23 protein-coding genes are annotated in these 25,979 nt (G+C 73.6%); 10 read left to right on the plus strand and 13 right to left on the minus strand.

The features are described from left to right. Window positions 1-175 precede the first annotated feature (175 nt). From L2C96_RS01015 to L2C96_RS01040, 6 genes are read right to left on the minus strand one after another with little or no spacing between them, the layout of a single operon-like run. The gene (locus L2C96_RS01015) at window positions 176-1,276 is read right to left on the minus strand and encodes an NADH:flavin oxidoreductase/NADH oxidase (RefSeq protein WP_237334732.1); all 1,101 of its coding nucleotides are present in this window, start codon (window positions 1,274-1,276) and stop codon (window positions 176-178) included. After that, window positions 1,273-2,244: an amidohydrolase family protein gene (locus tag L2C96_RS01020; protein WP_237334733.1), complete on the minus strand. Its 972-nt coding sequence runs from the start codon at window positions 2,242-2,244 to the stop codon at window positions 1,273-1,275. The genes L2C96_RS01015 and L2C96_RS01020 overlap by 4 nt, the downstream gene beginning before the upstream one ends. Further along, complete coding sequence (locus L2C96_RS01025) at window positions 2,241-2,684, minus strand: cupin domain-containing protein (RefSeq protein WP_237334734.1); 444 nt, start codon at window positions 2,682-2,684, stop codon at window positions 2,241-2,243. Before L2C96_RS01025 ends, L2C96_RS01020 begins: the two co-directional genes overlap by 4 nt. A 15-nt stretch (window positions 2,685-2,699) precedes the next feature. Further along, a complete protein-coding gene (locus L2C96_RS01030) occupies window positions 2,700-3,884 on the minus strand; it encodes an FAD binding domain-containing protein (RefSeq protein ID WP_237334735.1) in 1,185 nt (394 codons plus the stop codon). Next, on the minus strand, window positions 3,884-5,242 hold the full coding sequence (locus tag L2C96_RS01035; RefSeq protein WP_237334736.1) for an MFS transporter: 1,359 nt from the start codon (window positions 5,240-5,242) through the stop codon (window positions 3,884-3,886). Before L2C96_RS01035 ends, L2C96_RS01030 begins: the two co-directional genes overlap by 1 nt. A gap of 23 nt (window positions 5,243-5,265) precedes the next feature. Next, window positions 5,266-6,747 (minus strand): aldehyde dehydrogenase family protein, encoded by a 1,482-nt coding sequence (locus tag L2C96_RS01040; RefSeq protein ID WP_237334737.1) that lies wholly within the window; start codon window positions 6,745-6,747, stop codon window positions 5,266-5,268. A gap of 119 nt (window positions 6,748-6,866) precedes the next feature. Here L2C96_RS01040 and L2C96_RS01045 point away from each other — a divergent pair, with 119 nt between their 5' ends. From L2C96_RS01045 to L2C96_RS01055, 3 genes are all read left to right on the plus strand, one after another. Then, a complete protein-coding gene (locus tag L2C96_RS01045; RefSeq protein WP_237334738.1) occupies window positions 6,867-8,570 on the plus strand; it encodes a helix-turn-helix domain-containing protein in 1,704 nt (567 codons plus the stop codon). Window positions 8,571-8,658: 88 nt separating this feature from the next. Continuing rightward, window positions 8,659-9,219, plus strand: coding sequence for a class F sortase (locus L2C96_RS01050; protein ID WP_237334739.1), 561 nt, complete (start codon window positions 8,659-8,661; stop codon window positions 9,217-9,219). A gap of 18 nt (window positions 9,220-9,237) precedes the next feature. Further along, window positions 9,238-9,753 carry a hypothetical protein gene (locus L2C96_RS01055; RefSeq protein WP_237334740.1) on the plus strand — a complete coding sequence of 172 codons (516 nt, stop codon included), beginning with the start codon at window positions 9,238-9,240 and terminating at the stop codon, window positions 9,751-9,753. A 34-nt stretch (window positions 9,754-9,787) separates the two neighbouring features. On the opposite strand, the gene L2C96_RS01060 is transcribed toward L2C96_RS01055, so the two are convergent. Together L2C96_RS01060 and L2C96_RS01065 are read right to left on the minus strand one after the other, a co-directional pair. Then, window positions 9,788-11,002, minus strand: coding sequence for a metal-dependent hydrolase family protein (locus L2C96_RS01060; protein WP_237334741.1), 1,215 nt, complete (start codon window positions 11,000-11,002; stop codon window positions 9,788-9,790). Beyond that, window positions 10,999-12,492 carry a peptide MFS transporter gene (locus L2C96_RS01065; RefSeq protein ID WP_308191126.1) on the minus strand — a complete coding sequence of 498 codons (1,494 nt, stop codon included), beginning with the start codon at window positions 12,490-12,492 and terminating at the stop codon, window positions 10,999-11,001. The genes L2C96_RS01060 and L2C96_RS01065 overlap by 4 nt, the downstream gene beginning before the upstream one ends. Window positions 12,493-12,668: 176 nt before the next feature. On the opposite strand from L2C96_RS01065, the gene L2C96_RS01070 reads away from it, so the two are divergent. The 5 genes from L2C96_RS01070 to L2C96_RS44940 all read left to right on the plus strand — a co-directional run bounded on the left by L2C96_RS01070 (window position 12,669) and on the right by L2C96_RS44940 (window position 16,962). Then, a complete protein-coding gene (locus tag L2C96_RS01070) occupies window positions 12,669-13,595 on the plus strand; it encodes an Lrp/AsnC family transcriptional regulator (protein WP_237334742.1) in 927 nt (308 codons plus the stop codon). A gap of 55 nt (window positions 13,596-13,650) precedes the next feature. Then, window positions 13,651-13,968: a hypothetical protein gene (locus L2C96_RS01075; RefSeq protein ID WP_237334743.1), complete on the plus strand. Its 318-nt coding sequence runs from the start codon at window positions 13,651-13,653 to the stop codon at window positions 13,966-13,968. A gap of 6 nt (window positions 13,969-13,974) precedes the next feature. Beyond that, entirely contained in the window at window positions 13,975-14,241 is a 267-nt protein-coding gene (locus L2C96_RS01080) for a hypothetical protein (protein WP_237334744.1), read from the plus strand. Between the two features lie 10 nt (window positions 14,242-14,251). After that, window positions 14,252-14,488: a hypothetical protein gene (locus tag L2C96_RS01085; protein ID WP_237334745.1), complete on the plus strand. Its 237-nt coding sequence runs from the start codon at window positions 14,252-14,254 to the stop codon at window positions 14,486-14,488. Between the two features lie 149 nt (window positions 14,489-14,637). Continuing rightward, the gene (locus L2C96_RS44940) at window positions 14,638-16,962 is read left to right on the plus strand and encodes a galactose oxidase early set domain-containing protein (protein WP_237334746.1); all 2,325 of its coding nucleotides are present in this window, start codon (window positions 14,638-14,640) and stop codon (window positions 16,960-16,962) included. Window positions 16,963-16,996: 34 nt separating this feature from the next. Here L2C96_RS44940 and glpD read toward each other — a convergent pair whose 3' ends face one another. The 3 genes from glpD to L2C96_RS01105 form a co-directional block, all read right to left on the minus strand. After that, the gene (glpD, locus tag L2C96_RS01095; RefSeq protein ID WP_020422812.1) at window positions 16,997-18,682 is read right to left on the minus strand and encodes a glycerol-3-phosphate dehydrogenase; all 1,686 of its coding nucleotides are present in this window, start codon (window positions 18,680-18,682) and stop codon (window positions 16,997-16,999) included. 98 nt (window positions 18,683-18,780) lie between these two features. After that, entirely contained in the window at window positions 18,781-20,292 is a 1,512-nt protein-coding gene (glpK, locus tag L2C96_RS01100; RefSeq protein WP_237334747.1) for a glycerol kinase GlpK, read from the minus strand. 18 nt (window positions 20,293-20,310) lie between these two features. Continuing rightward, entirely contained in the window at window positions 20,311-21,126 is an 816-nt protein-coding gene (locus tag L2C96_RS01105) for an MIP/aquaporin family protein (protein WP_020422810.1), read from the minus strand. Between the two features lie 155 nt (window positions 21,127-21,281). Here L2C96_RS01105 and L2C96_RS01110 point away from each other — a divergent pair, with 155 nt between their 5' ends. Both L2C96_RS01110 and glpK (L2C96_RS01115) read left to right on the plus strand, forming a co-directional pair. Then, window positions 21,282-22,043 carry an IclR family transcriptional regulator gene (locus L2C96_RS01110; RefSeq protein ID WP_237334748.1) on the plus strand — a complete coding sequence of 254 codons (762 nt, stop codon included), beginning with the start codon at window positions 21,282-21,284 and terminating at the stop codon, window positions 22,041-22,043. Window positions 22,044-22,073: 30 nt separating this feature from the next. Next, entirely contained in the window at window positions 22,074-23,945 is a 1,872-nt protein-coding gene (gene glpK, locus L2C96_RS01115) for a glycerol kinase GlpK (protein WP_237335118.1), read from the plus strand. 345 nt (window positions 23,946-24,290) lie between these two features. On the opposite strand, the gene L2C96_RS01120 is transcribed toward glpK (L2C96_RS01115), so the two are convergent. Both L2C96_RS01120 and L2C96_RS01125 read right to left on the minus strand, forming a co-directional pair. After that, window positions 24,291-24,893: an isochorismatase family protein gene (locus L2C96_RS01120; protein WP_237334749.1), complete on the minus strand. Its 603-nt coding sequence runs from the start codon at window positions 24,891-24,893 to the stop codon at window positions 24,291-24,293. A 66-nt stretch (window positions 24,894-24,959) separates the two neighbouring features. Further along, complete coding sequence (locus L2C96_RS01125; RefSeq protein ID WP_237334750.1) at window positions 24,960-25,943, minus strand: GlxA family transcriptional regulator; 984 nt, start codon at window positions 25,941-25,943, stop codon at window positions 24,960-24,962. Between the last annotated feature and the right edge of the window lie 36 nt (window positions 25,944-25,979).

Raw genomic sequence — 25,979 nt, forward strand, 5'->3', positions numbered from 1 at the left:
GGCTGACCTGAGGCGCAGGCAGCCGCGCGTCCTGGAGACGAACCTCGCATCGGCGGGGGCCAGGGGCTCGCGGCGGTGTCGAGCGCGTGGGCTGACCGCCGGCGCGATCGGCTGACCCGGGGCGGCGGCCGCCGCCCCCAGCCCCGCGTGAGGTTCGCGCGGGGCTGGGGTCAGGTCAGTCCCGCCGGGCGGGCGCGCCCTCGGCGGGTGCGGCGCGCAGGTACTGCCACGGGTACTTCTCCCGCGCCGAGCCGGGGTCCAGGGTTTCCGCGGCGTGCAGGGGCCACGCCGGGTTCCGCAGGGCCTCCCGCGCCAGCAGCACCACGTCCGCGGACTTCGCGGCCAGGATCGCCTCCGCCTGCTCCGGCTCGGTGATCAGGCCGACCGCGCCCACCGGCAGCGCCGTCCGGGCGCGGACCTGCTCGGCGAACGGGACCTGGTACCCCGGCCCGACCGGGATCCGCTGGTCGGGGTCGAGCCCGCCGGTGGTCACGTCGATCAGGTCCACCCCGCGGTCGTGCAGCAGCGGCGCCAGGTCCGCGGTCTCCGCGGCGGTCCAGCCGCCCTCGACCCAGTCCGTCGCCGACAACCGCACCAGCAAGGGGCGCTCCGCGGGCCACGCAGCGCGCACCGCGTCGACCACCTCCAGCAGCAGCCGCACCCGGTTGCCGAACGCGCCGCCGTAGCGGTCGGTGCGCTGGTTCGCCCGCGGCGACAGGAACTGGTGCAGCAGGTACCCGTGGCCGGCGTGGATCTCGACCGCGTCGAACCCCGCGTCGACCGCTCGCCGGGCCGCGGCGGCGAAGTCCGCCACGATCCGGGCCAGGTCGGATTCCGTTGCCTCCACCGGGGAAGCGAAGCCGCGGTAGGCGAGCGGCGACGGCGCGAGCGGTGTCCAGCCGCCCTCGCCCGCCGGCACCGTGCCGCGCCCCTCGCCGGGCGCGAACGCCGACGCCTTGCGCCCCGCGTGGCCCAGCTGCACCGCGATCGGCGTGCCCTGCGCGTGCGCGAACCCGGTGATCCGCCGCCAGCCCGCGACCTGCGCGTCCGACCACAGACCGGTGTCCCGCGCGCTGATCCGCGCCTCCGGGGACACCGCGGTGGACTCGGTGATCAGCATCCCGAACCCGCCTGCCGCGCGGGCGCCGAGGTGGACCAGGTGCCAGTCGCCCGGCACCCCGTCCGCCCCGGCGCTGTACTGGCACATCGGGGACAGCCACACGCGGTTCGGCACCGTCAGCTCCCGCAGCGTCAGCGGGGTGAACAGCCTGCTCACGAGCCCGCCCCGAGGAACGCCCGCGCGTTCGCGGCCAGGGTCGCGACGTCCAGGCCGGCCGCGGTGGCGAACCCGACCGGGTCCGGCTGCGCCATGTCGAACGGGTGGTCGCTGCCGCACACGACCGCGTGCTCGCCCACCCGCGCCGTCAGCAGGCGCAGCAGCTCCGGGTCGTGGGTGACCGTGTCGAACCACAGTGCCCGCACCGCTTCGCCCGGCGGGCGCGACGAGTCGCGGCGGACGTCGGCCCGGGTGCGCCAGCCGTGGTCCCACCGGCCCAGCACCCCGGGCGTGCACCCGCCGCCGTGCACGAAGCAGATCCGCAGGTCCGGCAGCTGGTCGAGCACCCCGCCGAGCAGCAGCGCGCCGACCGCCGTGGCGGTTTCGACCGGGTTGCCGAGCAGGTTGGCCAGGTAGTGGTCCTGCCACTCCGGGCGCGGCAGCTGCATCGGGTGCACCAGCACCGACAGGCCGAGCCGGGCGGACTCGCCGAGCACGTGCCGCAGCACGCCGCGGTCCAGCGACTCGCCGCCGAGCAGCGGCGGGATCGCCACCCCCGCGATTCCCGGCTGCGCCGCCAGCCGCTTCAGCTGCTCGGTCGCCACCGCCTCGCCGTCCAGGGAGACCAGGCCCAGCCCGGCGAGCGCACCACCAGCGGACGCCACGACCTCGGCGAGCGCGGTGTTGTACGCCTCCACGTACTCGGCCGCCGGACCCGCGACGGGGAAGGCGAACGGCGGGGCCGACAGCACCCGCACGCCGAGCCCGGCCGCGGCGGTGTCGGCGAGGATCGCCGGCACGTCGCTCATGGCCCGCGTGGGGATGGACAACGGCACCTCACCGAGGTGCAGCTCGCCGCCGGAGTCGCGCAGCGGCCCGTACGGGGCGCCCGGCGGGAGGCCGAACAGCTCGGCGGGCAGCCAGTGCGCGTGGACGTCGACCGGCCCGTCCGCGATCGGCCCGATCACCGCCGCTCTCCCAGCGGCAGCGGCGCGTTGGCGCTGTCCAGGTGCTCGACCGTGGTGAACACCAGCTCGCTGTCGCCGATGTTCTCGATGTCGTGCAACAGGTACTCGCCGGGGCCGAACGCGAAGTGCCGCGTCTCACCGGCCACATAGGACACCTCACGGGTGGTGCCGTCGCTGGTGTGCTGGCGGCTGCGGCCGGCGTTGACCGCGGTCCAGAAGTAGTCCAGCACGTGCCGGTGGGCGTGCCAGCGCTCACCGGGCGCCAGGCGGATCTCCCAGACCCGGACGCGCTCGTTCTCGCTCAGCAGGCGCGAGCCGACCTCGCCGTCGTGGGCGTGGGCCTCGAACTCGGCGCGCAGCTGCGGGCTCCAGCCGTCGAAACCACTCGCGACGAGGGTGCCCGCCAGCGGCAGGTCGGACAGGAAACTGGTGTCGGACATGGTCTTCTCCTCGTTTCAGTGGCCGGGCCCGTAGAGGCCGAATCGCAGGTCCGGGTCCCCGGGCGTCCAGGTGTTGTGGAACTGGGAGCGCGCGCCCATCGCCTTGACGCGGTCGAGCAGCCGGGCGCTCAGCTCCAGCTGTGCCGGCTCCCACTTGCGCAGGGCGGCGGGGACGTCGCCGTCGGCGTCGGTCAGCGCGCCGGCCAGCGCCCAGGCGTCGGCGGCGGCCTTCGCGGTGCCGGCGGCGGCGTGCGGGCGGGCGGCGGCCGCGGCGTCGCCGATCAACGCGATCCGGCCCTGCGCCATCCGCGAGGCGCGCACGTCCGACACGACCTGGATGTAGGGCTGCGCGGTGCGGGTGACCACCTCGGCGGCGGCGGGCGCGAGCAGTTCCGCGGCCGTTTCCCGCATCTCGTCGACGTAGCGGTCCTGAACCTGTCCCGGGTGGATGGACACGGTGCCGGTGAAACCGCGCTTGTCGATGAGCATCTCCGCCAGCTCACTGCCGGCCGGCACGTTGCGGTACCAGACGTAGTTCATCAGCCGCTCCGACGGGCCGGTCTCGCCGGGGATCGGGTACACCGTGATGTGCGAGTGCGGGACCACGCTGTAGGAGATCGCGTTGCCGAGCAGTTCCCGCGTCCCCGGGGTGAGTTCGTGTTCGGGCACAGTGCCGCGCCAGCCGACGTAGCCGGAGTACTCCAGCTGCGCGCCGGGGTCGAGCAGGGACCGGCCGATCGAGGTGATGCCGTCGGCGAACACGACCAGATCGGCCTCGGCGCGGTGCCCGGACACGAACCGGACGGTCACGCGGTCCTCGTCCTGCGCGACACCGCAGGCGAACTGGCCGAGGTGGTAGTGCTCGCTGCCGAAGTCGGCGAGCAGCGCCCGGTAGAAGGTGCCCCAGGACGTGTAGGTCCAGCGGCGGCGGGCGCGGTGCACGACACCGTTGCCGCGGTCGAGGTACTGCACGTACTCGGTCGCGGTGGACAGCGCTTCCGGGTTCTGCGCGCTGCGCTCGGCGAACCAGCGCACGGTGTCCGGCTGCAGCACGATCCCGCCGCCCCGGCCGTCCAGCGGCGTCGGGGTGCGCTCGTACACCTCGACCTCGAACCCGAGGTCGCGCAGCAGCAGCGCGGTGGTGAGCCCGCCGATCGACCCGCCGATCACGGCGGCGCGGGCGCCTGCGTAGGCACTCATCAGTGGATCTCCTCCGAAGCGGGAACCGGGCCGGGCTGGACCGGATCGGCGGGCAGGGGCGCGCCGCGGGTCTCCGGCGCGAAGAACAGCCCGATGGCGCCGAGCATCCCGACCGCGACGACGCACGTGGTCGCCAGGCCGAGGTCGCCGCCGAACCAGGACGCGGCCACCACACCGGCCACCAGCGGCCCGGCCGCGGTGAGGTAGCGCCCGATGCCGTTGTAGAGCGCCATCCCGGTGGCGCGGACGCTCGGCGGGAACAGCTCCGGGCCGTAGACGAGGATCCCGGACAGCGCGCCGTAGAGGCCGAAGCCCGCGACCGGGATGACGGCGAGGAACACGCCCCAGCCGGGCGAGAACGGGAACAGGAACCCGACACTGACCGCCGAGACCGCGAAACTGGTCGCGAACGCCTTCCGGCGGCCGATCGCGTCGGCCAGGAAACCCCAGGTGGCGTAGCCGAGCACGCCGCCGGCGTTGAACAGCATCGAGGCCAGCGCGACGCGTTCGTTGGCCACCGCCGGCGCCAGCTGGGCCGCGGTCGCCGCCTGGCGAATCACCTGCGGGTACCAGGTGGACACGCTCCAGAAGGCGACCAGCGACCCGGTGGCCAGCGCGGTGCCGACCAGGGTGTGCTTGAGCAGCGGCCGGGACAGCAGGCGGCGCAGCACGAACCGGTCCTGCTCGGTGCGGTGGCCGCGGGCGCGGCGCTCCCGGCGGGCGGCGATGGAGCCCTTGATCTCCGGCGGCTCCGGCACGTGACGGCGGATGAAGTACACCAGCAGCGCGGGCAGCACGGCGATGCCCATCATCAGCCGCCAGCCGTGGCCGCCGAGCACCGCGTAGGCCAGCGAGGCGAGGAAGAAGCCGAACGCGTAGCCGGACATCATCACGCCGCAGGCCCGCGCCCGGTAGCGGTTGCGCCAGACCTCGGCGACGAGCGCGGCGCCGACCGGCGCCTCCACCCCGGACCCGAGGCCGGCGATGAACCGCAGGACGCCCAGCTGCCACCAGGTGTCGGCGAACGCGGCCAGCGCGGTGAACACCGCGTAGGTCACGATGCCCGCGGACAGCACGCGGACGCGGCCGAAGTAGTCGGCGAGGATGCCGAACAGGATCCCGCCGGTGCCCCAGCCGAACAGGAACAACGCGACGGTGATGCCGCCGTAGAGCCCGATGCTGCCGGTGGCCGGCGCGATCCCGCTGTGCGGCAGCAGTTCGGTCATCGCCGGGCCGAGGATCAGGGAGTACAGGCTGCCCGCGAACCCGTCGAGGGCCCAGCCCATCGTCGTGCCCAGCAGGACCAGCCACTGGGTGCGGGTGATCTCGGTGCGCCACGCCGGCGCGGATTCGGTCATGGAACGGCTCCTTTGCCGTGGGGTCAGTTGAGGCGGCCGGGGCTGTCGGCGCCGTACCAGTCGACGTCGTCGGCGGCGGTGCGGGCGACGACGGTCTTGATCCAGGTGAAGTCGTCGAAGGACTCGGATCCGGCGTCCCGCCCGGTGCCGGATTCCTTGATGCCGCCCCAGGGCAGCGACGGTTCGAGGCGGTGGTGGTCGTTGATCCAGACCATGCCCGCCGCGATCCGGTCCGCGACGCGGTGGCCGCGGGCCAGGTCGCGGGTCCAGACCCCGGCGCCGAGGCCGAAGCGGTTGTCGTTGGCCTTGGCGATCGCGTCGGCTTCGTCGTCGAACGGGACGACGACGGCGACCGGGCCGAAGATCTCCTCCCGCGCGACCCGCATCTCGCTGGTGGCGTCGGCGAGCACGGTGGGCCGCAGGAAGAACCCGCCGTCGAGCGGCGCGGGCAGGTCGGGCGCCCCGCCGCCCGCGGCGAGCCGGGCGCCTTCGGCGATCCCGGCGCCGATCAGGTTCAGCACCTTGTCCCGCTGCGCGGCGCTGACCAGCGGGCCGAGCTGGGTGCGCGGGTCGGACGGGTCGCCGATCCGGATCGCGTCCGCGCGGCGGGCCAGCGCGGCCACAAACCGCTCGTAGTTCCCGCGCTGCACCAGGAACCGGGAACCGGCCACACAGGACTGCCCGGCCGCGACGAAGGCGGCGAACGCCGCGCCCTCCGCGGCCGCCTCGGGGTCGATGTCGTCGAACACGACGATCGGGGTCTTGCCGCCCAGTTCGGCGGTGACGCGGGCGAACCGCTTCGCGGTGGCGACCGCGGCGGCCCGGCCGGCCTCGGTGCCGCCGGTGAGGGTGATCTTGGCGATGTCCGGGTGGCCGGTGAGGCGCTCGCCGACCTCCCGGCCGCCGGTCACCACGTTCACCACGCCGTCCGGGACACCGGCCTCGCGCACCAGATCGGCCAGCGCCACAGTGGACAGTGGCGTGATCTCGGAGGGCTTGACCACGACCGTGTTCCCCGTCGCCAGCGCGGCGGACAGGCTGCGGGCGAGGATGAGCAGCGGGTGGTTGAAGGGCGTGATGATGCCGCACACGCCGAGCGGCGCGCGCCGCTGGTAGGTCAGGTACGGGCCGTCGGAGGGCAGCACGGCGTCGCGCTGGGCGGCCAGCAGCCCGGCGTTGTAGCGGAACCACTCCGGCACCCGGGACAGCTGCGCGCGGGTCTCGGTCACCGGGCGGCCGTTGTTGCGGGTCTCCAGCCGGTACAGCGACTCGGCGGCGCCTTCGACGACGTCCGCGACGCGCAGCAGCAGCCGTCCGCGCTCGGTGCGGGTCAGCGACGGCCACGGCCCGCCGAGGAACGCCGCCCGGGCGCGGGCGACGGCGGCGTCGACCTCGTCGAGGGTGCTGTCCGGCACCGTGTCGAGCAACCGGCCGGTGGCCGGATCGAGGATCGGCCGCGCGTGTCCGGTCTCGGCGGTGGTGGGGGAGGTGGTCGTCGTCGACATCCCGGGCCCTTTCGGTCGTGGGTGGAGCGCTTCCCGAGTCTGATCGACGGCACCGCGCCGGGCGATGTCTGCGGCGACACAGAGTTGACTTGTGGAGTGTTCCCGCTGACACTTCCGGGGTGGATGAGGTTTCCGAGCTGCGCGAGTGGCTGGGCGCGATCGGCGCCCTGACCGCGGCGGTGAACGCCGGTCAGGGGCTGCGGGAGGTGCTCGACCTGGTCGCGGCGACCGCGCGGGAGCTGCTCGGGCTCGACTTCTGCGGTGTCCTGGTGCCGGACGCCGCGCGCGCGAACCTGGTGATCGCCGGGTGGAGCGGGCTGACCGAGGCCTACGTCGCCCGCGTCAACTCCGACCGGCCGGTGCGCATCGAGGCCACCGCCGACGTCGGGGCGCCGTCCAGCCAGGCGTTCCTGTCCGGCCGTCCGTGCGCGGTCTCGGACATCTCACGGGAGCCGGACTTCGTCTGGGGCGGTGTCGCCCGCGAGCAGGGTTACCTGTCGATGCTGTCGGTCCCGCTCGTGACGGCCTCCGGCGTGATCGGCACGCTCAACAGCTACCGCTCCACCGTGCACGAGTTCGGCGCCGAAGAGGTCGGCCGGCTCCAGCTGCTCGCCGAGCACGCCGCCATCGCGATCACCTCGGCGCGGGTGCTGGACGACCTGCGCCGCCAGCACGACCTGGTGACGCGGTCGGAGCGGATCCACGAACGGCTGCTGCGCGTCGCGGTGCAGGCGGGCGGGGTCGCCGGGATCGCGGCCGCGCTGCACGACCTGCTCGGCAGGCCGGTGCTCGTCCGCGACTCGCGGGGCGAGGAGCTCGCCGCCGCGGGCGGCCCGGTGGAGGCCGGTGACGCCGGGCCGTGGTCACCGCGTGCGGAGCTGGTGCGGGAGAGCGGTGCGCACGTCGTGGCCGACGTCGTGCTCACCGGCGAGGTCGCCGCCCGGGTGTGGCTGCCCGGCGGGCCGCTCGCGCCGCTGGACCGCCGGGCGCTGGAGCACGCGTCGGTGGTGCTGTCGCTGGAACTGCTGCGGCAGCGGACCGCGCTGGAGGTGGAGCAGAACCTGCGTGGCGAGCTGCTCGCCGACCTGCTGGCCGGGGCCGACCCGTCGGCCCCGTCGGTGCGGGACCGCGCCGGGCTGCTGGGCCACGACCTGACGCGCCCGCACCGCGCGCTCGTCGCCCAGGTGGTGGCGGGCGGGAAACCGGCGCCGCCGGGCGCGACCCAGCGGGCGGTGGCCGAGGCGACCCGGCTCGCCGCCGGTGTCCGGCCGCGCCCGCTGGTGGCGCTGTACCGCGGGGACGTGGTGGCCTTGTGGCCCGACGGCGAGTCCGTCGACGGCTTCCGCCGGGCGCTGCTCACCGCGCGCGGGGTCGACGACGCCACCGTCGCGGTGTCCGCGCCTGCCGTCAACCACGCCGAGGCCTACCGGGTCGCCCGCGGAGCACTCGCCGTCGCCGCCCACGCCGGGCAGTCGGGCGCCACGATCACACTGGACCGGCTCGGCGTGGCCGGGTTGCTGCTCCAGCTCGGCGACCCGGCCCCGCTGTGCGAGTACGCCGACCGCACTCTGGGCGGGCTGGTCGCCTACGACCGCGACCACGGCACCGCCCTGCTGGAGACGCTGCGGGTGCACCTCGCCGCCGGGCTGGACCGGCAGGCCACCGCCGCGGCGCTCACCGTGCACCCCAACACCGTCAGCCAGCGGCTGCGCCGCATCGAGGCGCTGAGCGGTCTGGACCTGCGCTCGGCGCGCGACGTCGTGGACGCGCAGTCCGCGCTGGTGGTGCTCGACGTGGCGAACGGGACGCACGCCGAGGCGTGATCGGAAGTCCGAGGTGGACGGAAGTCCCCCGGACATCACGGTTCGGTTTCGGCGGCAACCGTACCGGGCCGGGGAGCGAGTTAGCGGCATGGTCGCCGTGCGGTTCCTGCTCGCCTTCACCCTGCTCCTGCTGGGCGGGTGCGCCGCGCAGCCCGCGCCCGTGCAGCCGGTGCAGCCCGCACCGGAGCCGGAGGTCGTGGCGCCGGTGGAACCGGAAGCACTCGACGTCCCGCGGATCGGCGCTCGCTCGACGCTCGTCCCGCTGGGCCTCAACGCCGACGAGACGATCGAGGTGCCGCCGGTGACCCAGCCGATGCAGGCCGGGTGGTACCGGCTCGGGCCGTCGCCGGGGGAGCCGGGGCCCGCGGTGGTCCTCGGGCACGTGGACGGCGGCGGCAGGCCGGGGATCTTCCACCGCCTCAAGGAACTCGTGCCGGGGGACGAGGTGGTGGTGTCGCGAAAGGACGGTTCCACCGTCACGTTCGCGGTGACCCGCGTGGAGCAGATCGACAAGGACGAGTTCCCCACCGAAGCGGTCTACGGCGACACCGCCGGGCCCGAGCTGCGGCTGATCACCTGCGGCGGCAGCTTCGACCGGGCCGCGCGCAGCTACCGCGACAACATCATCGTCTACGCCGCACTGCGGTGACGATTCTGGGAGGAAACCATGCAGCACAAGAAGATTCTCGCCGGCGCCGGGCTGCTCGCCTTCGCGGCCGGGGTGCTCGCCGCGCCGGCCGCCAGCGCCACCGCGCCGCCGCCGAAGCTCAGCGTGTCGCCGTCGTCGGTGTCGCCGGGGCAGACACTCGAGTTCAGCGCGTACTGTGCGGGCAACGCCAGCACGGTGACCTCGCCCGGGCTCGCCGCCCCGGTGACGCTCACGCGCGTCCTGGACGGCTACACCGGCACCGGGAAGGCCGCGGCGAAACCCGGCAGCTACCAGGCCACCTTCACCTGCTCCGGCAGCGGCGGCCCGGCAGGCAACGGCACGGCGACCGCGACGTTCACGATCACCGGCCCGGCAGTGCCGACAGCGACGACGACCACCAAGCCGCGGCCGGGCACGTCGACGCGGCCACCCGCGCCGCCGAAGACCACGACGAAGGCCCCGTCGAAGGCGCCGCAGGTCAAGGTGCTGCCCAAGGGCGCCCCGGAGACCGGCGACGGCACCTACGCCGGGTAAAGGCGTCCGGACCGGGGCAGATCAACTGCCCCGGTCAGTCCGGCACGTCCCGGTCCGCCACGTGCACGACGCGGCCGTCCTGGTACACGGCGAGGATCCGTTTGCCCAGATCGCGCACGTCGAGCGGGTCCCCGTCCACGATGACCAGGTCCGCGCGCTTGCCCGGGGCGATCGAGCCGAGCGTGGACTCCAGCCCCATCAGCTCGGCCGCGGACAGCGTCGCGGCGTGCAGGGCTTCGGCCGGGGACAGGCCGTGCTCGACGAGCAGCTCCAGCTCCAGCAGGTTCTCGCCGTGCGGGTACAGCGGCGCGTCGGTCCCCATCGCGATCCGCACGCCCGCCTCGACGGCGCGCCGCACGCTGTCGCCGGAGCTCTGACGGATCTTCTCGGCGATGTGGTCCGGGTACGGCACACCCGCTTCGACCGCCTGCCGCAGCCCGACGCCCGCGCTGAGCGTCGGCACCAGCCACGTGCCCCGCGCGGCCATCATCTCCAGCGTCTCGTCGTCCAGGAAGTGACCGTGCTCGATCGAGCGGACCCCGTTGCGCACCGCCGCTTTCGCGCCTTCGCCGTGCGCGTGCGCCATGACGTGCAGGCCCGCCGCCGACGCCTCGGTCACCATCATGGCGATCTCGTCGTCGCGGAAGTGCGGGATCCGCGGCCCGGCGCCGCTGGACACCACCCCGCCGCTGGTCGCGACCTTGATGACGTCCGCGCCGGCACGCACGAGTTCGCGGATCTTGCGCCGGATCTCCTCCGGGCCGTCCACGATCACCGGCGGGCGGCCCGGGTGCGGTGGCAGCAGGTCCACCACGCACGTCGAGGGCCACCACGGGTCGCCGTGCCCGCCGGTCTGGCTCAGCATGTTCAGCGAGATCTGCATGCGCGGCCCCGGGATCAGGCCGCGTTCCTGCGCCACGCGCATCCCGAGGTCGGCGCCGGCCGCGTCGCGGACTGTGGTCACCCCGGCCGCGAGCGTCCTGGCCATGTTCCGCGCGCCCTCGTAGAACTGCAGCGAGAACGGCTCCTGCGCGGCGGCGAACAGGTCCGCGCCGGTCATGGTGAGGTGGACGTGGCAGTCGATCAGCCCGGGCAGCACGCCGCGGCCTGCGCAATCGACCTCCTCGTCGCCGTCGAGGCCGGTGCCGACGTCGGTGATCCAGCCGTTCTCGACCGCCACGTCGGCCGGACCGGCGGTGCGGGATGCGGCGTCGAACACCGTGCCGCCGCGGAAGATGGTGCGAGTCATCGCTGCCCCTCGCGTGTGAGTTCCACTGTGGACAATCCGCGTTCGGACTGCCGCCGGATGAGCGGCGCGAGCGCGAACAGCACCAGGGCGAGCACCACCGCGCCCATCCCGAGCAGGCCGAAGTAGGCGGCCGCCGACCCGGCGTCGTAGAACTTCACCAGCTGCGCCCCGATGCCCTGCCCGGCGGCGTTCGACGACAACCACAGGCCCATCGTCTGGGTGGCGAACGCGGCGGGCGCCAGCCGCGTCGTGGCGGACAACCCGATGGGGGACAGGCACATCTCGCCGATCGTGACCACGGCGAGGCTGCCGATCAGCCACAGCGGGCTGGTCTGGCCGGGACTCGCCGCGGGCAGCACGAGCATCAGGTAGGACAGCCCGGCGATCGCCAGGCCCGCCGCGAACTTGTGCGCCGTGCCGGGGGAGCGGGCGGACCGGTCGAGCCGCAGCCACATCACCGCGAACAGCGGCGTCAGGACGATCAGCACGAGCGATCCGACGGACTGGAACCACGACGCCGGGATGGTGAACCCGAACGCCCCCAGGTCGGTGCTCTCGTCGGCGTACTGCGCGATAACGGTCGCGCCCTGTTCCTGGATGCACCAGAACGCGACCGCGGCGACGAACATCGGGATGTAGCCGCGCACCCGCGCCCGCTCCGCCGCGGTGGTGCGCTTGCTGCGCAGCATGACCGTGAAGTAGCCGACCGGCAGCGCGATCGCGAGCACGCTGATCAGGTCGACGACCCCGCCCGGGCCGAGCGCGCCGGTGCCGATCGTCGCGGCGAGCACGGCGACGAGCACCGCGACCCCGGCCGCCACCGCGACCACACGCGAGCGGGGCACCTCGCCCAGCCGCAACGGGTTCTTCGGCGCGCTGCTGAGCGGGCTGAGGTGGCGTTGGCTGCGCACGTAGACCACGAGTCCGAGCGCCATGCCGATCGCCGCCAGACCGAATCCGAGGTGGTAGTCGTACCGTTCGCCGACGGTGCCCACGACCAGCGGCGCGGCGACCGCCCCGACGCTGATCCCCATGTAGTAGATGCTGAACCCGGAGTCGCGCCGCGGGTCGTCGCGGGCGTAGAGGTCGCCGACTGAGGAGGAGATCGTCGGTTTCAGCAGCCCGGTGCCGCCCGCGATGAAGATCATCGACGCGAACAGCGCGCCGGCTCCGGCGGGGATCGCGAGGCAGATGTGGCCGCACATGATCAGGACCCCGCCGGTGAGCGTCGCCCGCCGGTCCCCGAGCAGCCGGTCGCTGATCCAGCCGCCCAGGATCGCCGCCATGTACGTCGCCGAGCCGTAGACCGCGATCAGCGACTTCGCGCTGCCCGGGTCGATGCCGAGACCGCCGTCCAGGATCCGGTCGGTCATGTAGTACAGCAGCAGCGCGCGCATGCCGTAGTAGGAGAACCGTTCCCACGCCTCGGCGAAGAACAGCCCGACCAGCCCACGCGGCTGGCCGAAGAACACCCGATCCGTACTCCCCACGCCCACCGCACCTCCGAGCCGACCGTGTCAGTGGGCGCAGACGTTACATCCGTGTGGGCCGGTGATCAATGCATGATTCGACTGTCCTGGGCGTTGAGTTTCGCCGTTGCGACTTTCGTTGGGCGATTTGCGTGAACAGATCGTCGGGGTGGCTGGGTATGCGTTAGGTTGTCCCCGTGCACGGGAACCTGGACGAGATCGACGAGCGGCTCGTCCGCGCCCTGCACGAGGACGGCCGAGCCTCTTACGAGACGCTGGCCCGCCTGGTCGGGCTGGCCCGGTCCACCACGAAGGCCCGCGTGCAGCGGCTGCTCGGCGAGGGCGGGCTCCGGCTGGTCGGGGCGATCCACCCGGCGGTGTTCGGGCTGCACCAGCTCGGCCACGTGACCATCGAGACCGACGGCCCCGCGGGCCCGGTCGCGCGGCAGGTCGCCGAACTCGACGAGGTCTCCTTCGTCACCACCACCGCGGGCCGGTTCGCCGTCACCGCCGAGCTGCGCACCGCCGACCTGGAGTCCTTCGCCCGCGGCCTGGCGCGCGTGCAGGCCGTGCCCGGGGTGCGCGCGCTGCAGACCATGACCTACCTGCGCATCTGGAAGGACCCCTACTTCCCGCCCGGGCCGCTGGAGAGCCCCGGCCCGCTCGCGCACATCGAGCTCGACGCTCACGACCACGCGTTGCTGGCGCACCTGCGTGCCGACGGCCGGGCTTCCTTCGCCGAGCTGGCGAGCGTCACCGGCCTCTCCGCGGGCGCGGCGCGCGCCCGGGTGCTGCGGCTGCTGGAGACCGGGGTGGTCCACGTCGGCGCGCTGGTGCGGCTGACGCCGCTGACCCGGGTCCACACGATGGGGTTCGCGCTGGACGTCAACGGTGACACCGAACCCGTGGCGCGCAAGATCGCCGCGCTCGACGAGATCGACTGCCTGGCCACCGGGATCGGCTGGTGCAGCGGAATCGGCACCATCCGGGCCGGCTCACTCGACGACGTGCTCGCCACGCTGGAGCGCGTGCGCGGCCTGCCGGGAGTGCGAACGGTCGAGGCGTGGACGCACCTGCGCGCGATCAAGGAGGAGAACGACCGGGCGCTTCCGCTGGCCGAATAGGTCTGGACGGGGAAATCGCTCGTGGCGCGGGCTTGGCGGCCGTAGGGTGCGGGGCGTGCACACGATGATCGCCGAGGGCGTGGTGCTCGAGGTCGAGCTGGGCGGCGACGCTCCCGGATCGGTCGAGAACGCGGACGCGTGGGTCACGCTGGCCGACGGCACGAGGTGGACCGCGACCTTCCTGACGTACGCGGAGATCGGGTGGATCATGGGGTGGCACCGCCGGTCCGGTGAGAACCTGAGCGGCGGACACGTCACCTGCCCGCCGGATCTGGTGGTGCTGGCCGAACCGGGCGTGCGGGCGATGCTCGACGCGGTCGTGGACCTGGTGGCCACCGGCGGCCACGAGTCCGTGCTGCACCGGATTCCCTGAGGAGGGATGGCGTTGGCTCAGGCACCGGACGGGACGGGCAGCACGCTCCGTTTCCGCGTGGCGGGCGAGGGCGGCGGGCAGGTGTGCTTCGAACCGGCGGGGATGTGCTACGACCTGGCCGACGGCGAACACGTGTGCGCACTGCTCGACGAGACCCAGATCCGCGCCCTCGAAGTGACGTACTGGCCCGGCGGGATCTCGGTGTGGGTGCGCGGCAGCTTCACGACATCGGACCACCAGGGCAACGAGCTGCACCACCTGTGGGGCGGGTGAGCCGGACACCGTGATCGAAATCCGCAACTTCCTCCGCCGCAAGGACGGCACCTTCGACCCACTCCTCGCGACCTCGGATCCGCCGGAGGACCCCCTCTACGTCGAGGGCGCCATCGAGCTGGTGATCGACGGCGTCGAGCATGGGCTTGGCGCAGGCGGATCTCTCGGCGCTCAGGTCCTCCATCAGTTCCGTCCCCTACGGACGTCCGCCGCACCTCGTGGCCATGGCACGCGCTCGGCCTGTTGAGCGCGCTGCTGCCGGAGAACGCCGAGGACTACCGGCACGATCTGTCCCAGCTGCCTCCCGAGAGGTCCACATCAGACCGGGGCACGTACCCGGGGTAAGAGGCGTTCGGCCCTAGCCGGGGTGGTCGTGGACCGGGTGGGATCGGGCCGGTGCAGACCGATTTCACCGCCGTGCCGGACTGGTTTTCCTGGGAGAACAGCGGCGCGTCGATCGCCACCGCGGGCGGGGACGTCGTGCTCCTGATGGTCGACAACCCGCCCGGCCGGAACGCCGCCTTCTACCGCCTCGGGCGGGGGCTCGACGACACCGGCGCCCTGACCGGCGGGTGGACGGCCTGGCAGCCCGTGCCCGACTGGTTCTCCTGGGAGAACGACGCGGCCGGGGTCGCCGTGGCCGACGTGAACGGCGACGGCGAACCCGACCTGATCGTCTACCTGATCGACGCGCCGGACGGCCCGAACCAGGCCTTCTACCGCGTCGGCTGGTCGCTCGACCGCGACACCGGCGCGGTCACCGGCGGCTGGACGCCCTGGCAGCCGGTGCCGGACTGGTTCGCCTGGCTCAACGCCGGCGGGGACATCACCGTCGCCCGCACCGCCGCCGGCCCGCAGCTCGTCGTGCTCATGGTCGACGCGCCCGAGGGCGCCAACGCCGGTTTCTACCGCAGCGGCACCCTGAACCCGGACGGCGTGGTGACGGACTGGCGACCGTGGCGAGCCGTGCCCGACTGGGGGTTCTGGGACAACCAGGGCGCGGCCGTCGCGGTCGCCGACCTCGACGGGGACGGCAACGACGAGCTGATCGTCCTGACCGTCGACAACCCGGCAGGCCAGAACCGCGCGCTGTGCACGATCGGCTGGCGGCTCGACGACGACGTGCGGCCCGCGGACGGCTGGGGACCGTGGATCCCCGTGCCGGACTGGGGGTTCTGGGAGAACCAGGGCTGCGGCCTCGCCGTCGCCGGGGTCGGCGGCGAACCGCACTTCGTCGTGCTGGCCGTGGACGACCCGGCCGGGCAGAACGCCGCGCTGCACCGGTTGCTGCACCCGCTCACCGACCTGCACATGGCGCCCGACATGGGGGTGTGGCGCCTGCTGGAACGCGACTCCGGCACCCTCGCCGTGCACGCCGCGTTGCTGCGCACCGGGGACGTGCTGTTCTTCGCCGGGTCGAGCAACGACCCCGACCGGCACCACGCGCACCTCTACGGCACCACGGTCTGGCACTACCCCGGCGAGGAGGTCGAGCAGCCGCACACGCCGGTCGACCTGTTCTGCGTCGGCCACGCGTTCCTGCCCGACGGCCGGCTCCTCGCCGCCGGCGGCACCGGGCAGTACGACCCGTTCCTCGGCCTGCGGCAGTCGATCGCGTTCGACCCCGACACCCTGACCTGGACGGCGCAACCGGACATGGCGGGCGGCCGGTGGTACCCGTCGCTGCTCGCGCTGGGGGACGGGCGGGTCCTCGCCGTCGCCGGGCTCGACGAGACCGGCATGCTCAACACGGTCCCCGAGGTCTACACCGAAGGCGCGGGCTGGACCACCCGGCCCGGGTCGGCGCACTGGCCCATGTACGGGCACCTGTTCCTGCTCGCCGACGGCCGCGTGTTCTACAGCGGCGGCCAGTACGGCAGCAACAACGGGGTGCGGCCGGGCGTGTGGGACCTCGCTGCCAACGCGGTGACCGACGTCCCGGGCCTGCCCGACGCGGGGCTGCGCAACCAGTCGGCGAGCGTGCTGCTGCCGCCCGCGCAGGACCAGCGGGTGATGATCGCCGGTGGCGGGCCGTGGGACATGCACGACCGCTCCGGTGCGACCGCGTCGGCCGCCATCGCGGACCTGTCCGCCGCCGCGCCCCGCTACACGCCCGCGGCTGACCTGCACATGGCCCGGATGCACCTGTGCGCGACACTGCTGCCGGACCGGACCGTGCTGGTCAACGGCGGTTCGATGATGGAGGAGCACGCGGACGCGGCGGCGCTGGAGGCCGAGATCTTCGACCCGGTGAGCGGCACGTGGACGATGGCCGCGGAGAGCCGGGTGCCGCGGCTGTACCACTCGGTGGCGCTGCTGGTGCCGGACGGCAAGGTCGTGACCGCCGGCTCCAACCCGGCGCGCAAGACCGAGGAGATGCGCATCGAGGTGTTCTGGCCGCCGTACCTGTTCGCCGGCCCGCGCCCGCTGGTCGTCGTGACCACGCCCGAGGTGCACTACGGCGGGACGCTGGAGGCCGACGTGCCGGACGCGGCGGACATCGCGAGCGCGTCGCTGATCCGCCCCGGCGCCACGACCCACTCCAGCGAGCTGGAACAGCGGCTGGTGGACCTGCCGGTGACCGTGGCCGGGACGGACCGGCTCCGGATGCGGCTGCCCGGCTCGCCGGAACTGGCGCCGCCGGGCTGGTACCTGCTGACGGTGGTGAACCACGCGGGTGTTCCGTCACCCGCGGTGTGGGTGCGGCTGAGCCCCGGGTGATCCCACCCCTCACGGAGATCACCCGGGGCGGGTCTCAGCCCAGTGCCGGCACCGCCAGGCGGCGTTCGTTCGCCGTCGCGTCGTCGGGCGCTTCCTGCGCGGTGCGTTCCGCCTCGACGCGCGCCCGGTAGTGCGCCACCTCGCGGTCGCGCCGGTCGGCGGTCCAGCCCAGCTCCGGGGCGATCAGGTCGGCCACCGCCGGGGCCGCCGCCAGCCCGCGGTCCCGCTGCTCGATCGAGATCCGCGTCCGCCGCGTGAGCACGTCCTCCAGGTGCAGCGCGCCTTCGTGCGTCACCGCGTACACCGCCTCGGCCTTCAGGTAGTCCGGCGCGCCCGGGATCTCCTCGCCCAGCTCCGGCCGCTCAGCGACCAGCGCGAGGACCTCCTCGACGGCCGTGCCGTACCGGCCCAGCAGGTGCTCGATCCGCGCCACCGGCAGACCCGCCCGCCGCGCGAGCGCGTACCGGCCCTCCCAGACCTCCGCGTACCCGCGCGCGCCCACGATCGGCAGCTTGTCCGTCCACGACGGCGGCGCCGGGCGGTCCACATCGGACATCGCCGCGTCGACGGCGTCGGCGGCCATCACCCGGTACGTCGTGTACTTCCCGCCGGCCACGACCACCAGGCCCGGCACCGGGTGCGCCACCGCGTGCTCCCGCGACAGCTTCGTGGTCGCGGTCGCCTTCGCCGCCAGCAGCGGCCGCAGCCCGGCGTACACGCCCTCGATGTCGTCGTGCGTCAACGGCTTGCGCAGCACCGCGTTCACGTGGTCGAGCACGTAGTCCACGTCCGCGCGGCTGGCCGCCGGGTGCTCGCGGTCCAGGTCCCACTCGGTGTCCGTGGTGCCGACGATCCAGTGCGGGCCCCACGGGATCACGAACAGCACGCTCTTCTCGGTGCGCAGGATCAGCCCGGTGTCCAGGTCGATCTTCTCCCGCGGCACCACCAGGTGGATGCCCTTCGACGCGCGCACCGTGAACGGCTTCTCGATGCCGGCGGCCTCGGCGATGTCGTCGCTCCACACCCCGGTCGCGGCGATCACCACGCGCGCCCGCACGGTGATCTCCGCGCCGCTCTCCCGGTCCGTGACCCGCGCGCCCACGACCCGCTCGCCCTCGCGGACCAGCGAGGTCACGCGCGTCCTGGTGACCACCGCCGCGCCCTGGTCGGCGGCCGTGCGCGCGATCATCATGGTGTGCCGGGCGTCGTCGACCTGCGCGTCGTAGTACTGGATCGCGCCGATCAGCGCGTCGTCGGCCAGGCCGGGCGCCACCTCGAACGCGCGCCGCCGGCTCAGGTGGCGGTGCCGCGGCAGCGCCCGCGCCCCGCCGAGCGTGTCGTACAACGTCACCCCGGCTCCGATGTAGCCGCGCTCCCAGACCCGGTGCTGGAGCGGCACCAGGAACTTCACCGGCCGCACCAGGTGCGGGGCCAGGGTGCGCAGCAGCAGCCCGCGTTCCCGCAGCGCTTCCCGCACCAGCTTGAAGTCCAGCTGCTCCAGGTAACGCAGCCCGCCGTGGATCAGCTTGCTCGACCGGCTGGACGTGCCCGCGGCCAGGTCGCGGGCCTCGACCAGGGCGACCGACAGCCCGCGCGAGGCCGCGTCCAGCGCGGCGCCCGCGCCGGTCACGCCGCCACCGACGACGAGCACGTCGAACTCTTCGTTCGCCAGCCGCCGCAGCGCGTCGCCGCGGTAGGCGGGGGACAGGGGTTGGGACACGGCTCTCTCCTCTTTTCCAAGCGTGGTGCCGGAGCGGCGAGCCGCGTGTGGCGGCGCCTTGGGCGGGCGCCGCCACGCAGGCCGCTCCGGCACGGGATTCACTCGACGTCGACCCAGTCGAGGGTGCGGCCGACGGCCTTCTGCCAGCCGGCGTACCCCTCGGCGCGCTGGGCGTCGTTCCACGACGGCTCCCAGCGCCGGTCCTCGTTCCAGTTCTGTTCCAGCTCGTCGGTCGACTGCCAGAACCCGGCGGCCAGCCCGGCCGCGTAGGCGGCCCCGAGCGCGGTGGTCTCGGCGACGACCGGCCGGGACACCGGAACGCCGAGGATGTCCGCCTGCAGCTGCATGCACAGCTCGTTCGCGGTGACGCCGCCGTCGACGCGCAGCACGTCGAGCGTGACGCCGGAGTCGTTCTGCATGGCCTCCACGACGTCGCGCGTCTGGTAGCAGATCGATTCCAGGGTGGCGCGCGCCAGGTGGGCGTTGGTGGTGGCGCGGGTCAGGCCGACGATCGCGCCGCGGGCGTCGGACCGCCAGTACGGCGCGAACAGCCCGGAGAACGCCGGGACGAAGTAGATCCCGCCGTTGTCCTCGACCTGCCGGGCCAGCGTCTCGCTCTGCGAGGCGCCGCTGATGATGCCGAGCTGGTCGCGCAGCCACTGCACGGCCGACCCGGTGACCGCGATGGAGCCTTCCAGCGCGTACACCGGCTTGTCGTCGCCGAACTGGTAGCACAGCGTGGTGAGCAGCCCGTGCTTCGACCGCACCAGCTCGTGGCCGGTGTTGAGCAGCAGGAAGTTGCCGGTGCCGTAGGTGTTCTTGGCCTCGCCGGGCCGGAAGCACACCTGGCCGACGGTGGCCGCCTGCTGGTCGCCCAGCACGCCGGTGATCGCGATCTCGCCACCGAGCGGCCCGTCGGCGCGGGTGGTGCCGAAGTGGCCGGACGACGGCTTGATCTCCGGCAGCATCCGCCGCGGGATGCCGAAGAACGACAGCAGCTCGTCGTCCCAGTCCAGCTTCTCCAGGTCCATCAGCATGGTGCGGGAGGCGTTGGTGACGTCGGTGACGTGCGCGCCGCCGTCCACCCCGCCGGTGAGGTTCCAGATCAGCCAGCTGTCAGTGGTGCCGAACAGGGCGTCGCCGTTCTCCGCGTCGGCCCGGACCCCGTCGACGTTCTCCAGGATCCACTGCAGCTTGCCGCCGGAGAAGTACGTGGCGGGCGGCAGGCCGGCCTTGCGGCGGATCACCTCGCCCTGGCCGCCGCGCTCCAGCGCGGAGGCGATGCGGTCGGTGCGGGTGTCCTGCCAGACGATGGCGTTGGTGTAGGGGCGGCCGGTGCGCCGGTTCCACACCACGGTGGTCTCGCGCTGGTTGGTGATGCCGAGCGCGGCCAGGTCGGCGACCGTCAGGTTGGCCTTGGTCAGCGCGCTCGCGATCACCGCGCGGGTGCGCTCCCAGATCTCGGTGGGGTTGTGCTCGACCCAGCCCGGGCGGGGCAGGATCTGCTCGTGCTCCAGCTGGTGGCGGGCGATCTCGTTGCCGCCGTGGTCGAAGATCATGAACCGGGTGCTGGTGGTGCCCTGGTCGACGGCACCGACGAAATCGGGCATGGTCACTCCTTCGTGAACTCAGGCGGTGGGCTCGAGGGCCTTGGCGGGCCCGATGTCCTCGGTGCGGGGCAGGTGGCGGCTGATGAAGTACTTGTAGATCGCGCCGCCGATGACCGCGCCGACGATCGGCGCGACGATCGGGACCCACCAGTACGGGTTGCCGTACTGGTCGCTCCACGCGGTGTCGTAGCCGGTCAGCCAGGACGCCAGGCGCGGGCCGAAGTCGCGGGCCGGGTTGATGGCGTAGCCGGCGTTGGTGCCCCAGGCCATGCCGATCGCGACGACCAGGAAGCCGACGACGACCGGGCCGAGGTTGGCCGCGGGCGCGGTGTTGCGCAGGTCGGTGATGGCGAAGATGACCAGCGCCAGGATCGCGGTGCCGATCACCTGGTCGCGGAAGGCGCCCCAGTCGCCGACCGGCAGTGTGCCGTTGCCCGGCAGGGTGGAGAACACGCCCTGGGTCTTGATGGTCAGGCCCGGGTCGACGGCGTTCAGGACCTCGGTGTAGTTCCAGCGCACCAGCAGCGCGGCGACGAACGCGCCCGCGGTCTGGGCCAGCGCGTAGGGTGCGACCTTGCGCCAGGAGAAGCCCTGGAACACGGCGAGCGCGACGGTGATCGCGGGGTTGAGGTGGGCGCCGCTGATCCGCGAGGCGACGTAGACGCCCAGCGTGACGCCGATGCCCCAGGCCCAGGCGATGCTGTCGTGGTCCCCGATGCCGGCGGCCGACACCTGGGCCACCACCCCGCATCCGAACAGGATGAGGATCATCGTCCCCACGAACTCGGCGGCGAGTTCGCCGGCGAGTCCGCGGGCCTTGAGGCTTCGCGTCATTGCTTCCTCCACAAAGGACCGGTTCCCCCATTGGTGACGCCGAAGCTATGACCGGCGGTGAGACCGCGGCAACGCGCGGTGGTCGGCATTGTCGAACACTCGGAAGTGCGGTTCGACATTGTCGAACCCGGTGCGGGCGCGTTAGGGTCCCCGCTGTGCCGGGTCCCATCCAGTCCATCGAGCGCGCCGCCGCGATCCTCCGGCTGCTGGCGCGTGGTTCCGGGCGCCTCGGCGTCGTGGAGATCGCCGAGTCGCTGGAGCTGGCCAAGGGCACCGCGCACGGCATCCTGCGCACCCTGGCCGGCGTCGGGTTCGTCGAGCAGGACCGCGACACCGGCAAGTACCAGCTCGGCGCCGCCCTGCTGCACCTGGGCAGCAGCCACCTCGACGTGAACGAGCTGCGGTCGCGGGCGATCAACTGGGCCGACGCGCTGGCCGCCCGCAGCGGCGAGGCGGTGCGGATCGGCGCGCCGCTGGAGGGCCGGGTGCTGGTGGTGCACCACGTGTTCCGCCCGGACGACAGCCCGCAGACCCTGGACGTCGGCGGGATGCTGCCGCTGCACGCCACCGCGCTGGGCAAGGTGCTGCTCGCCTACGACGCCGCGCTGCTGGCGTCCTGGCGCGCGGCCGGGCCGGAGGCCTACACCCGCCGGACCCTGCCGCCGTCCGCGGTCGCCCGCGCGCTGGCCGAGGTGCGTCGGGCCGGATGGGCGGCCGAGCGCGGTGAGATGGTGCCGGGCGAGGCCGGGATCGCCGCGCCCATCCGCGGGCACGGTGGCATCGTGGTCGGCGCGATCGGCGTGTCCGGCGCCGAGGACCGGATCTGCGAGCCGAGCGGGCACCCGAAACCGCGGCTGCTGGAGCAGGTCCGCGACGCGGCCAGGGCGGTTTCGCGCGACCTCGTCGCGTCCCGGTGAGGAGGAGGTGATCCGGTGCAGCACTACGTGATGGCGGTCGACCAGGGCACCACGTCGACCCGGTGCATCCTGTTCGACGCCCGCGGGCGGCTGGTGTCCGTGGCGCAGCGCGAGCACCAGCAGCACTTCCCGCGCCCGGGCTGGGTCGAGCACGACGCGACCGAGATCTGGCGCAACCTCGGCCGGATCGTGCCGCAGGCGCTGGCCGACGCCGGTATCGGCGCGGAGCAGGTCGCCGCGCTCGGGATCGCCAACCAGCGCGAGACGACCGTGCTGTGGGACCGGCACACCGGCGTGCCTGTGGGGCGGGCGATCGTGTGGCAGGACACCCGCACCGACGCGATGGTCGAGGCGCTGGCCCGCGAGCCGGGCGCGGACCGCGTCCGGCGGCTGTGCGGGCTGCCGCTGGCGACGTACTTCTCGGCGCCGCGCATCCGCTGGCAGCTGGAGCACACGCCGGGCCTGCGTGAGCGGGCCGAGCGCGGCGACGTGCTGTTCGGCACCATCGAGAGCTGGCTGATCTGGAACCTCACCGGCGGGCCGGACGGCGGGGTGCACGTCACCGACGTCACCAACGCCTCGCGCACGATGCTGATGAACCTGCGCACGTTGTCCTGGGACGACGAGCTGCTGGAGTTCTTCGACGTGCCGCGGGCGATGCTGCCGGAGATCCGCTCGTCCACCGAGGTGTACGGCACGACGTCGCGGGTGGTGCCGGGGATCCGGATCGCCGCCGCGCTGGGTGACCAGCAGGCCGCGTTGTTCGGCCAGACCTGCTTCGCGCCGGGCGAGGCGAAGTGCACCTACGGCACCGGCAGTTTCCTCTTGCTCAACACCGGCACGACCCCGGTGCTGTCCACGCACGGCATGCTCACCACGGTCGGCTTCCGCATCGGCGACGAGCCCGCGGTGTACGCGCTGGAAGGCTCGATCGCCGTCACCGGCTCGCTGGTCCAGTGGTTCCGCGACGGGCTGGGACTGATCGGCAGCGCGCCGGAGATCGAGACGCTGGCGCGGACCGTCGAGGACAACGGCGGCTGCTACATCGTGCCGGCGTTCTCCGGGTTGTTCGCGCCGCACTGGCACAGCGAGGCGCGCGGGGTGATCGCCGGGCTGACCTCGTACATCACCAAGGGGCACCTGGCGCGGGCGGTGCTGGAGGCCACCGGCTGGCAGACGCGTGAGGTGGTCGAGGCGATGAACGCGGACTCCGGCATAGCGTTGTCCACGCTGCGCGTCGACGGCGGGATGACCGCGGACAACCTGCTGATGCAGTTCGTCGCGGACGTCCTGGACGTGCCGGTGGTGCGGCCGATGGTGGCGGAGACGGTGTCGCTGGGCGCGGCCTACGCGGCGGGTTTGTCGGTGGGGTACTGGCCGGACCTGGAGGGGCTGCGGCGCAACTGGCACCGGGCGGGCCAGTGGCTGCCGGAGATGGACCCGTCCCGCCGCGAGCGGGAGTACGCGCACTGGCGGCAGGCGGTGGAGCTGACGTTCGGCTGGACGCGCCCGTCCCCGGCGGCGACGCCCGGCACCGACGTGACGGAGCTGGTGCAGGCCGACCACCGGCGGATGGAGGAGCTGTTCCGCGAACTGCGCAACGACGAGGCCGACCGGGCCGCGCTGGCGGGTGAGCTGGTGTCGCTGCTGACCGCCCACGCCACGGCGGCTTCGCGCGTCCTGCGCGCCGTCGTGCCGGACTTCGCGGCGGACGCGCGGGCCGCGCTGGACCCCGGCCCGGAGGGGGAGAAAGCGTTGCTGCGCCTGGAAAGCGTCGTGGCCGAGCACATCCGCGCCGTCGAGCGCGGCCTGCTCAACGAGCTGCGGCGGACGGTCTCCCCGGCGGAGCGGATCGGGCTGGGCCGGGCGTTCGCGGCGGAACGCGCGCGCCGGCTGCGCTGAGCCCCCGGCGATCCGCGGCGACGGCTGCGGACGAGAGCGTGACCGCACCGCACGGTCTCACGCTTCGCACTGTCGACCGCCTACCGTCAGGGCTACCTGTGGGGCACGGGCGACGTTTTGGGTGCGCTGTTCATTCAGTGTCGCGGAGCTGGATCGGAGCGTGGCGTTCGCTCCGATCCAGCCCGGAGAAGGGCGCCGGCGACACGCCGCAGCGCGACCACGACGGCGGCGATCCACCGCCGGTTCGGTTGCCCGCGGTCGCCTTGGCCGTCGGGCAACTCCAGTGTCCGTGCCCAGCCCGTCGGGAACGCGACCAAGGGCGTTCCGGCGGCCGCGCCGGAGCGGTCAGCGCGTCAGGTCCGCCACCGTCGGCGCGATCGTGCCGAACAGGTCGCCGATCGTGGTCAGGGCCGCGGTCTGCAGCGTGCCCGCCGCCACCGCGGTGCCGTCCGGGGCGGGCAGGGCCCGGGTCGCGGTGGCCTCGGCGACGATCGTCGGGCGGTAGCCACGGTTGAAGGCGCCCTGGGCGGTGAACGTGACGCACATGTGGGTCATGAAACCGGCCAGCACCAGGTCCGTGCCGGAACCCAGCTCGCGCAGCACCTTCTCCAGCTCCGTCTCATGGAAGGCGTCCGGGAAGCGCTTGACCACCACGGGCTCACCCTCGGCGGGCGACACCTCGGGGCTGATCGCGCCGATATCGGCCCGGATGTCGTACGGGCTGCCCGGCCCGCCATCGTTGAGCACGTGCACCACCGGCGCGCCGGCCGCGCGGGCCGCGGCGAGCAGGCGGGCCCCCGCGGCGAGGGCAGGCTCCGCGCCCTCAAGGGTCATCACCCCGGTGCGGTAGGTGTTCTGGAAGTCGATCAGCACGACGGTGGTGTCGGCGAGCCGGGGCAGCTCGGCGCCGAGGCCGAGCACCTCCCGCAGGGTCGGGGAAACGGGCATGACGGAACTCCTTCTGGGCAGGGAAACGGCAGGCGCGGCGGGATTGCCGCGCCCGAAATCACAGGGTCAGACGGTGGTGCGGAACCGGCGCCGGTAGGCGGCCGGCGTGGTGCCGATCTGCTTGCGCATCGCCCGGTGCAGCGTCTCCACCGAGCCGAGCCCGCATGCCGCGGCGATCCGGTCCAGCGGCTCGTCGGTGCTCTCCAGGAGGCGGCGCGCGGCCTCGACCCGGGCGGCCTCGACGTAGGCGGCCGGCGTGCGGCCGGTCTCCTGCCGGAAGACGCGGGCGAAGTGCCGCTCGCTCAGGCACATCCGGTCCGCCAGCGCCGCGGTGGACAGGTCGCCGCCGAGGTGGTCGGCGATGAACATCCGCAGCTCGTCGATGTCCCGCCGCGCGGCGGGCGGCGAGCTCAGCGGGACCGAGAACTGGCTCTGCCCGCCCTGGCGCTTGAGGTACATGACCAGCTGCCGCGCCACGTCCAGGGCGACCTCCTCGCCCAGGTCCTCGGCCACCAGCGCCAGCGCGAGGTCCATGCAGGCGCTGATCCCGGCGCCGGTCCACACGTCCCCGCAGCGCACGAAGATCGGGTCGGGGTCCACCCGCACCGCCGGGTGGTCGGCGGCCAGCTGCGCGGCGGTCGACCAGTGGGTGGTGGCGGTCTTGCCGTCCAGCAGCCCGGCCGCGGCCAGGACGTGCGCTCCCACGCACACCGAGGCGACGCGGCGGGCCTGCGGCGCGGTCGCCTTCACCCAGGTCACCACCTCCTGGTCGATCCGGGCGACCGGCCCGTCCGGGCGCAGGTCGACCGCGCCGGGCACCAGGAGCGTGTCCAGCGCGCCGTCCACCTCGGCGAACGCGAGATCGGTCACCAGCCGCACCCCCGCCGACGTCGTGACGACGCCGCCGTCCGGTCCGGCGAGCTGGACGGCGTAGCCGGCCGCGCCGCGGGTCGCGCGGTTGGCCAGCGTGAACACCTCGGCCGGGCCGGTGACGTCGAGGAGGTCGACGTCGGGGAAGACCGCGATCACGACACGGCGGGTGGTTGCCATGCACCCATCGTGACCGGCGGCGGCCATGGCGGCAAT

Source organism: Amycolatopsis tucumanensis (assembly GCF_021654135.1).
Taxonomy (GTDB): Bacteria; Actinomycetota; Actinomycetes; order Mycobacteriales; family Pseudonocardiaceae; genus Amycolatopsis_E; species Amycolatopsis_E tucumanensis.

What these genes read in the sequence shown, in the direction of transcription:
- L2C96_RS01025 (WP_237334734.1), bottom strand. Translation starts at nt 2,684, where the DNA reads ATGTCCGACACCAGTTTCCTGTCCGACCTGCCGCTGGCGGGCACCCTC.
- L2C96_RS01030 (WP_237334735.1), bottom strand. Translation starts at nt 3,884, where the DNA reads ATGAGTGCCTACGCAGGCGCCCGCGCCGCCGTGATCGGCGGGTCGATC.
- L2C96_RS01035 (WP_237334736.1), bottom strand. Translation starts at nt 5,242, where the DNA reads ATGACCGAATCCGCGCCGGCGTGGCGCACCGAGATCACCCGCACCCAG.
- L2C96_RS01040 (WP_237334737.1), bottom strand. Translation starts at nt 6,747, where the DNA reads ATGTCGACGACGACCACCTCCCCCACCACCGCCGAGACCGGACACGCG.
- L2C96_RS01050 (WP_237334739.1), top strand. Translation starts at nt 8,659, where the DNA reads ATGGTCGCCGTGCGGTTCCTGCTCGCCTTCACCCTGCTCCTGCTGGGC.
- L2C96_RS01055 (WP_237334740.1), top strand. Translation starts at nt 9,238, where the DNA reads ATGCAGCACAAGAAGATTCTCGCCGGCGCCGGGCTGCTCGCCTTCGCG.
- L2C96_RS01060 (WP_237334741.1), bottom strand. Translation starts at nt 11,002, where the DNA reads ATGACTCGCACCATCTTCCGCGGCGGCACGGTGTTCGACGCCGCATCC.
- L2C96_RS01080 (WP_237334744.1), top strand. Translation starts at nt 13,975, where the DNA reads ATGGCGTTGGCTCAGGCACCGGACGGGACGGGCAGCACGCTCCGTTTC.
- glpK (WP_237334747.1), bottom strand. Translation starts at nt 20,292, where the DNA reads ATGCCCGATTTCGTCGGTGCCGTCGACCAGGGCACCACCAGCACCCGG.
- L2C96_RS01105 (WP_020422810.1), bottom strand. Translation starts at nt 21,126, where the DNA reads ATGACGCGAAGCCTCAAGGCCCGCGGACTCGCCGGCGAACTCGCCGCC.
- glpK (WP_237335118.1), top strand. Translation starts at nt 22,074, where the DNA reads ATGGCGGTCGACCAGGGCACCACGTCGACCCGGTGCATCCTGTTCGAC.
- L2C96_RS01120 (WP_237334749.1), bottom strand. Translation starts at nt 24,893, where the DNA reads ATGCCCGTTTCCCCGACCCTGCGGGAGGTGCTCGGCCTCGGCGCCGAG.
- L2C96_RS01125 (WP_237334750.1), bottom strand. Translation starts at nt 25,943, where the DNA reads ATGGCAACCACCCGCCGTGTCGTGATCGCGGTCTTCCCCGACGTCGAC.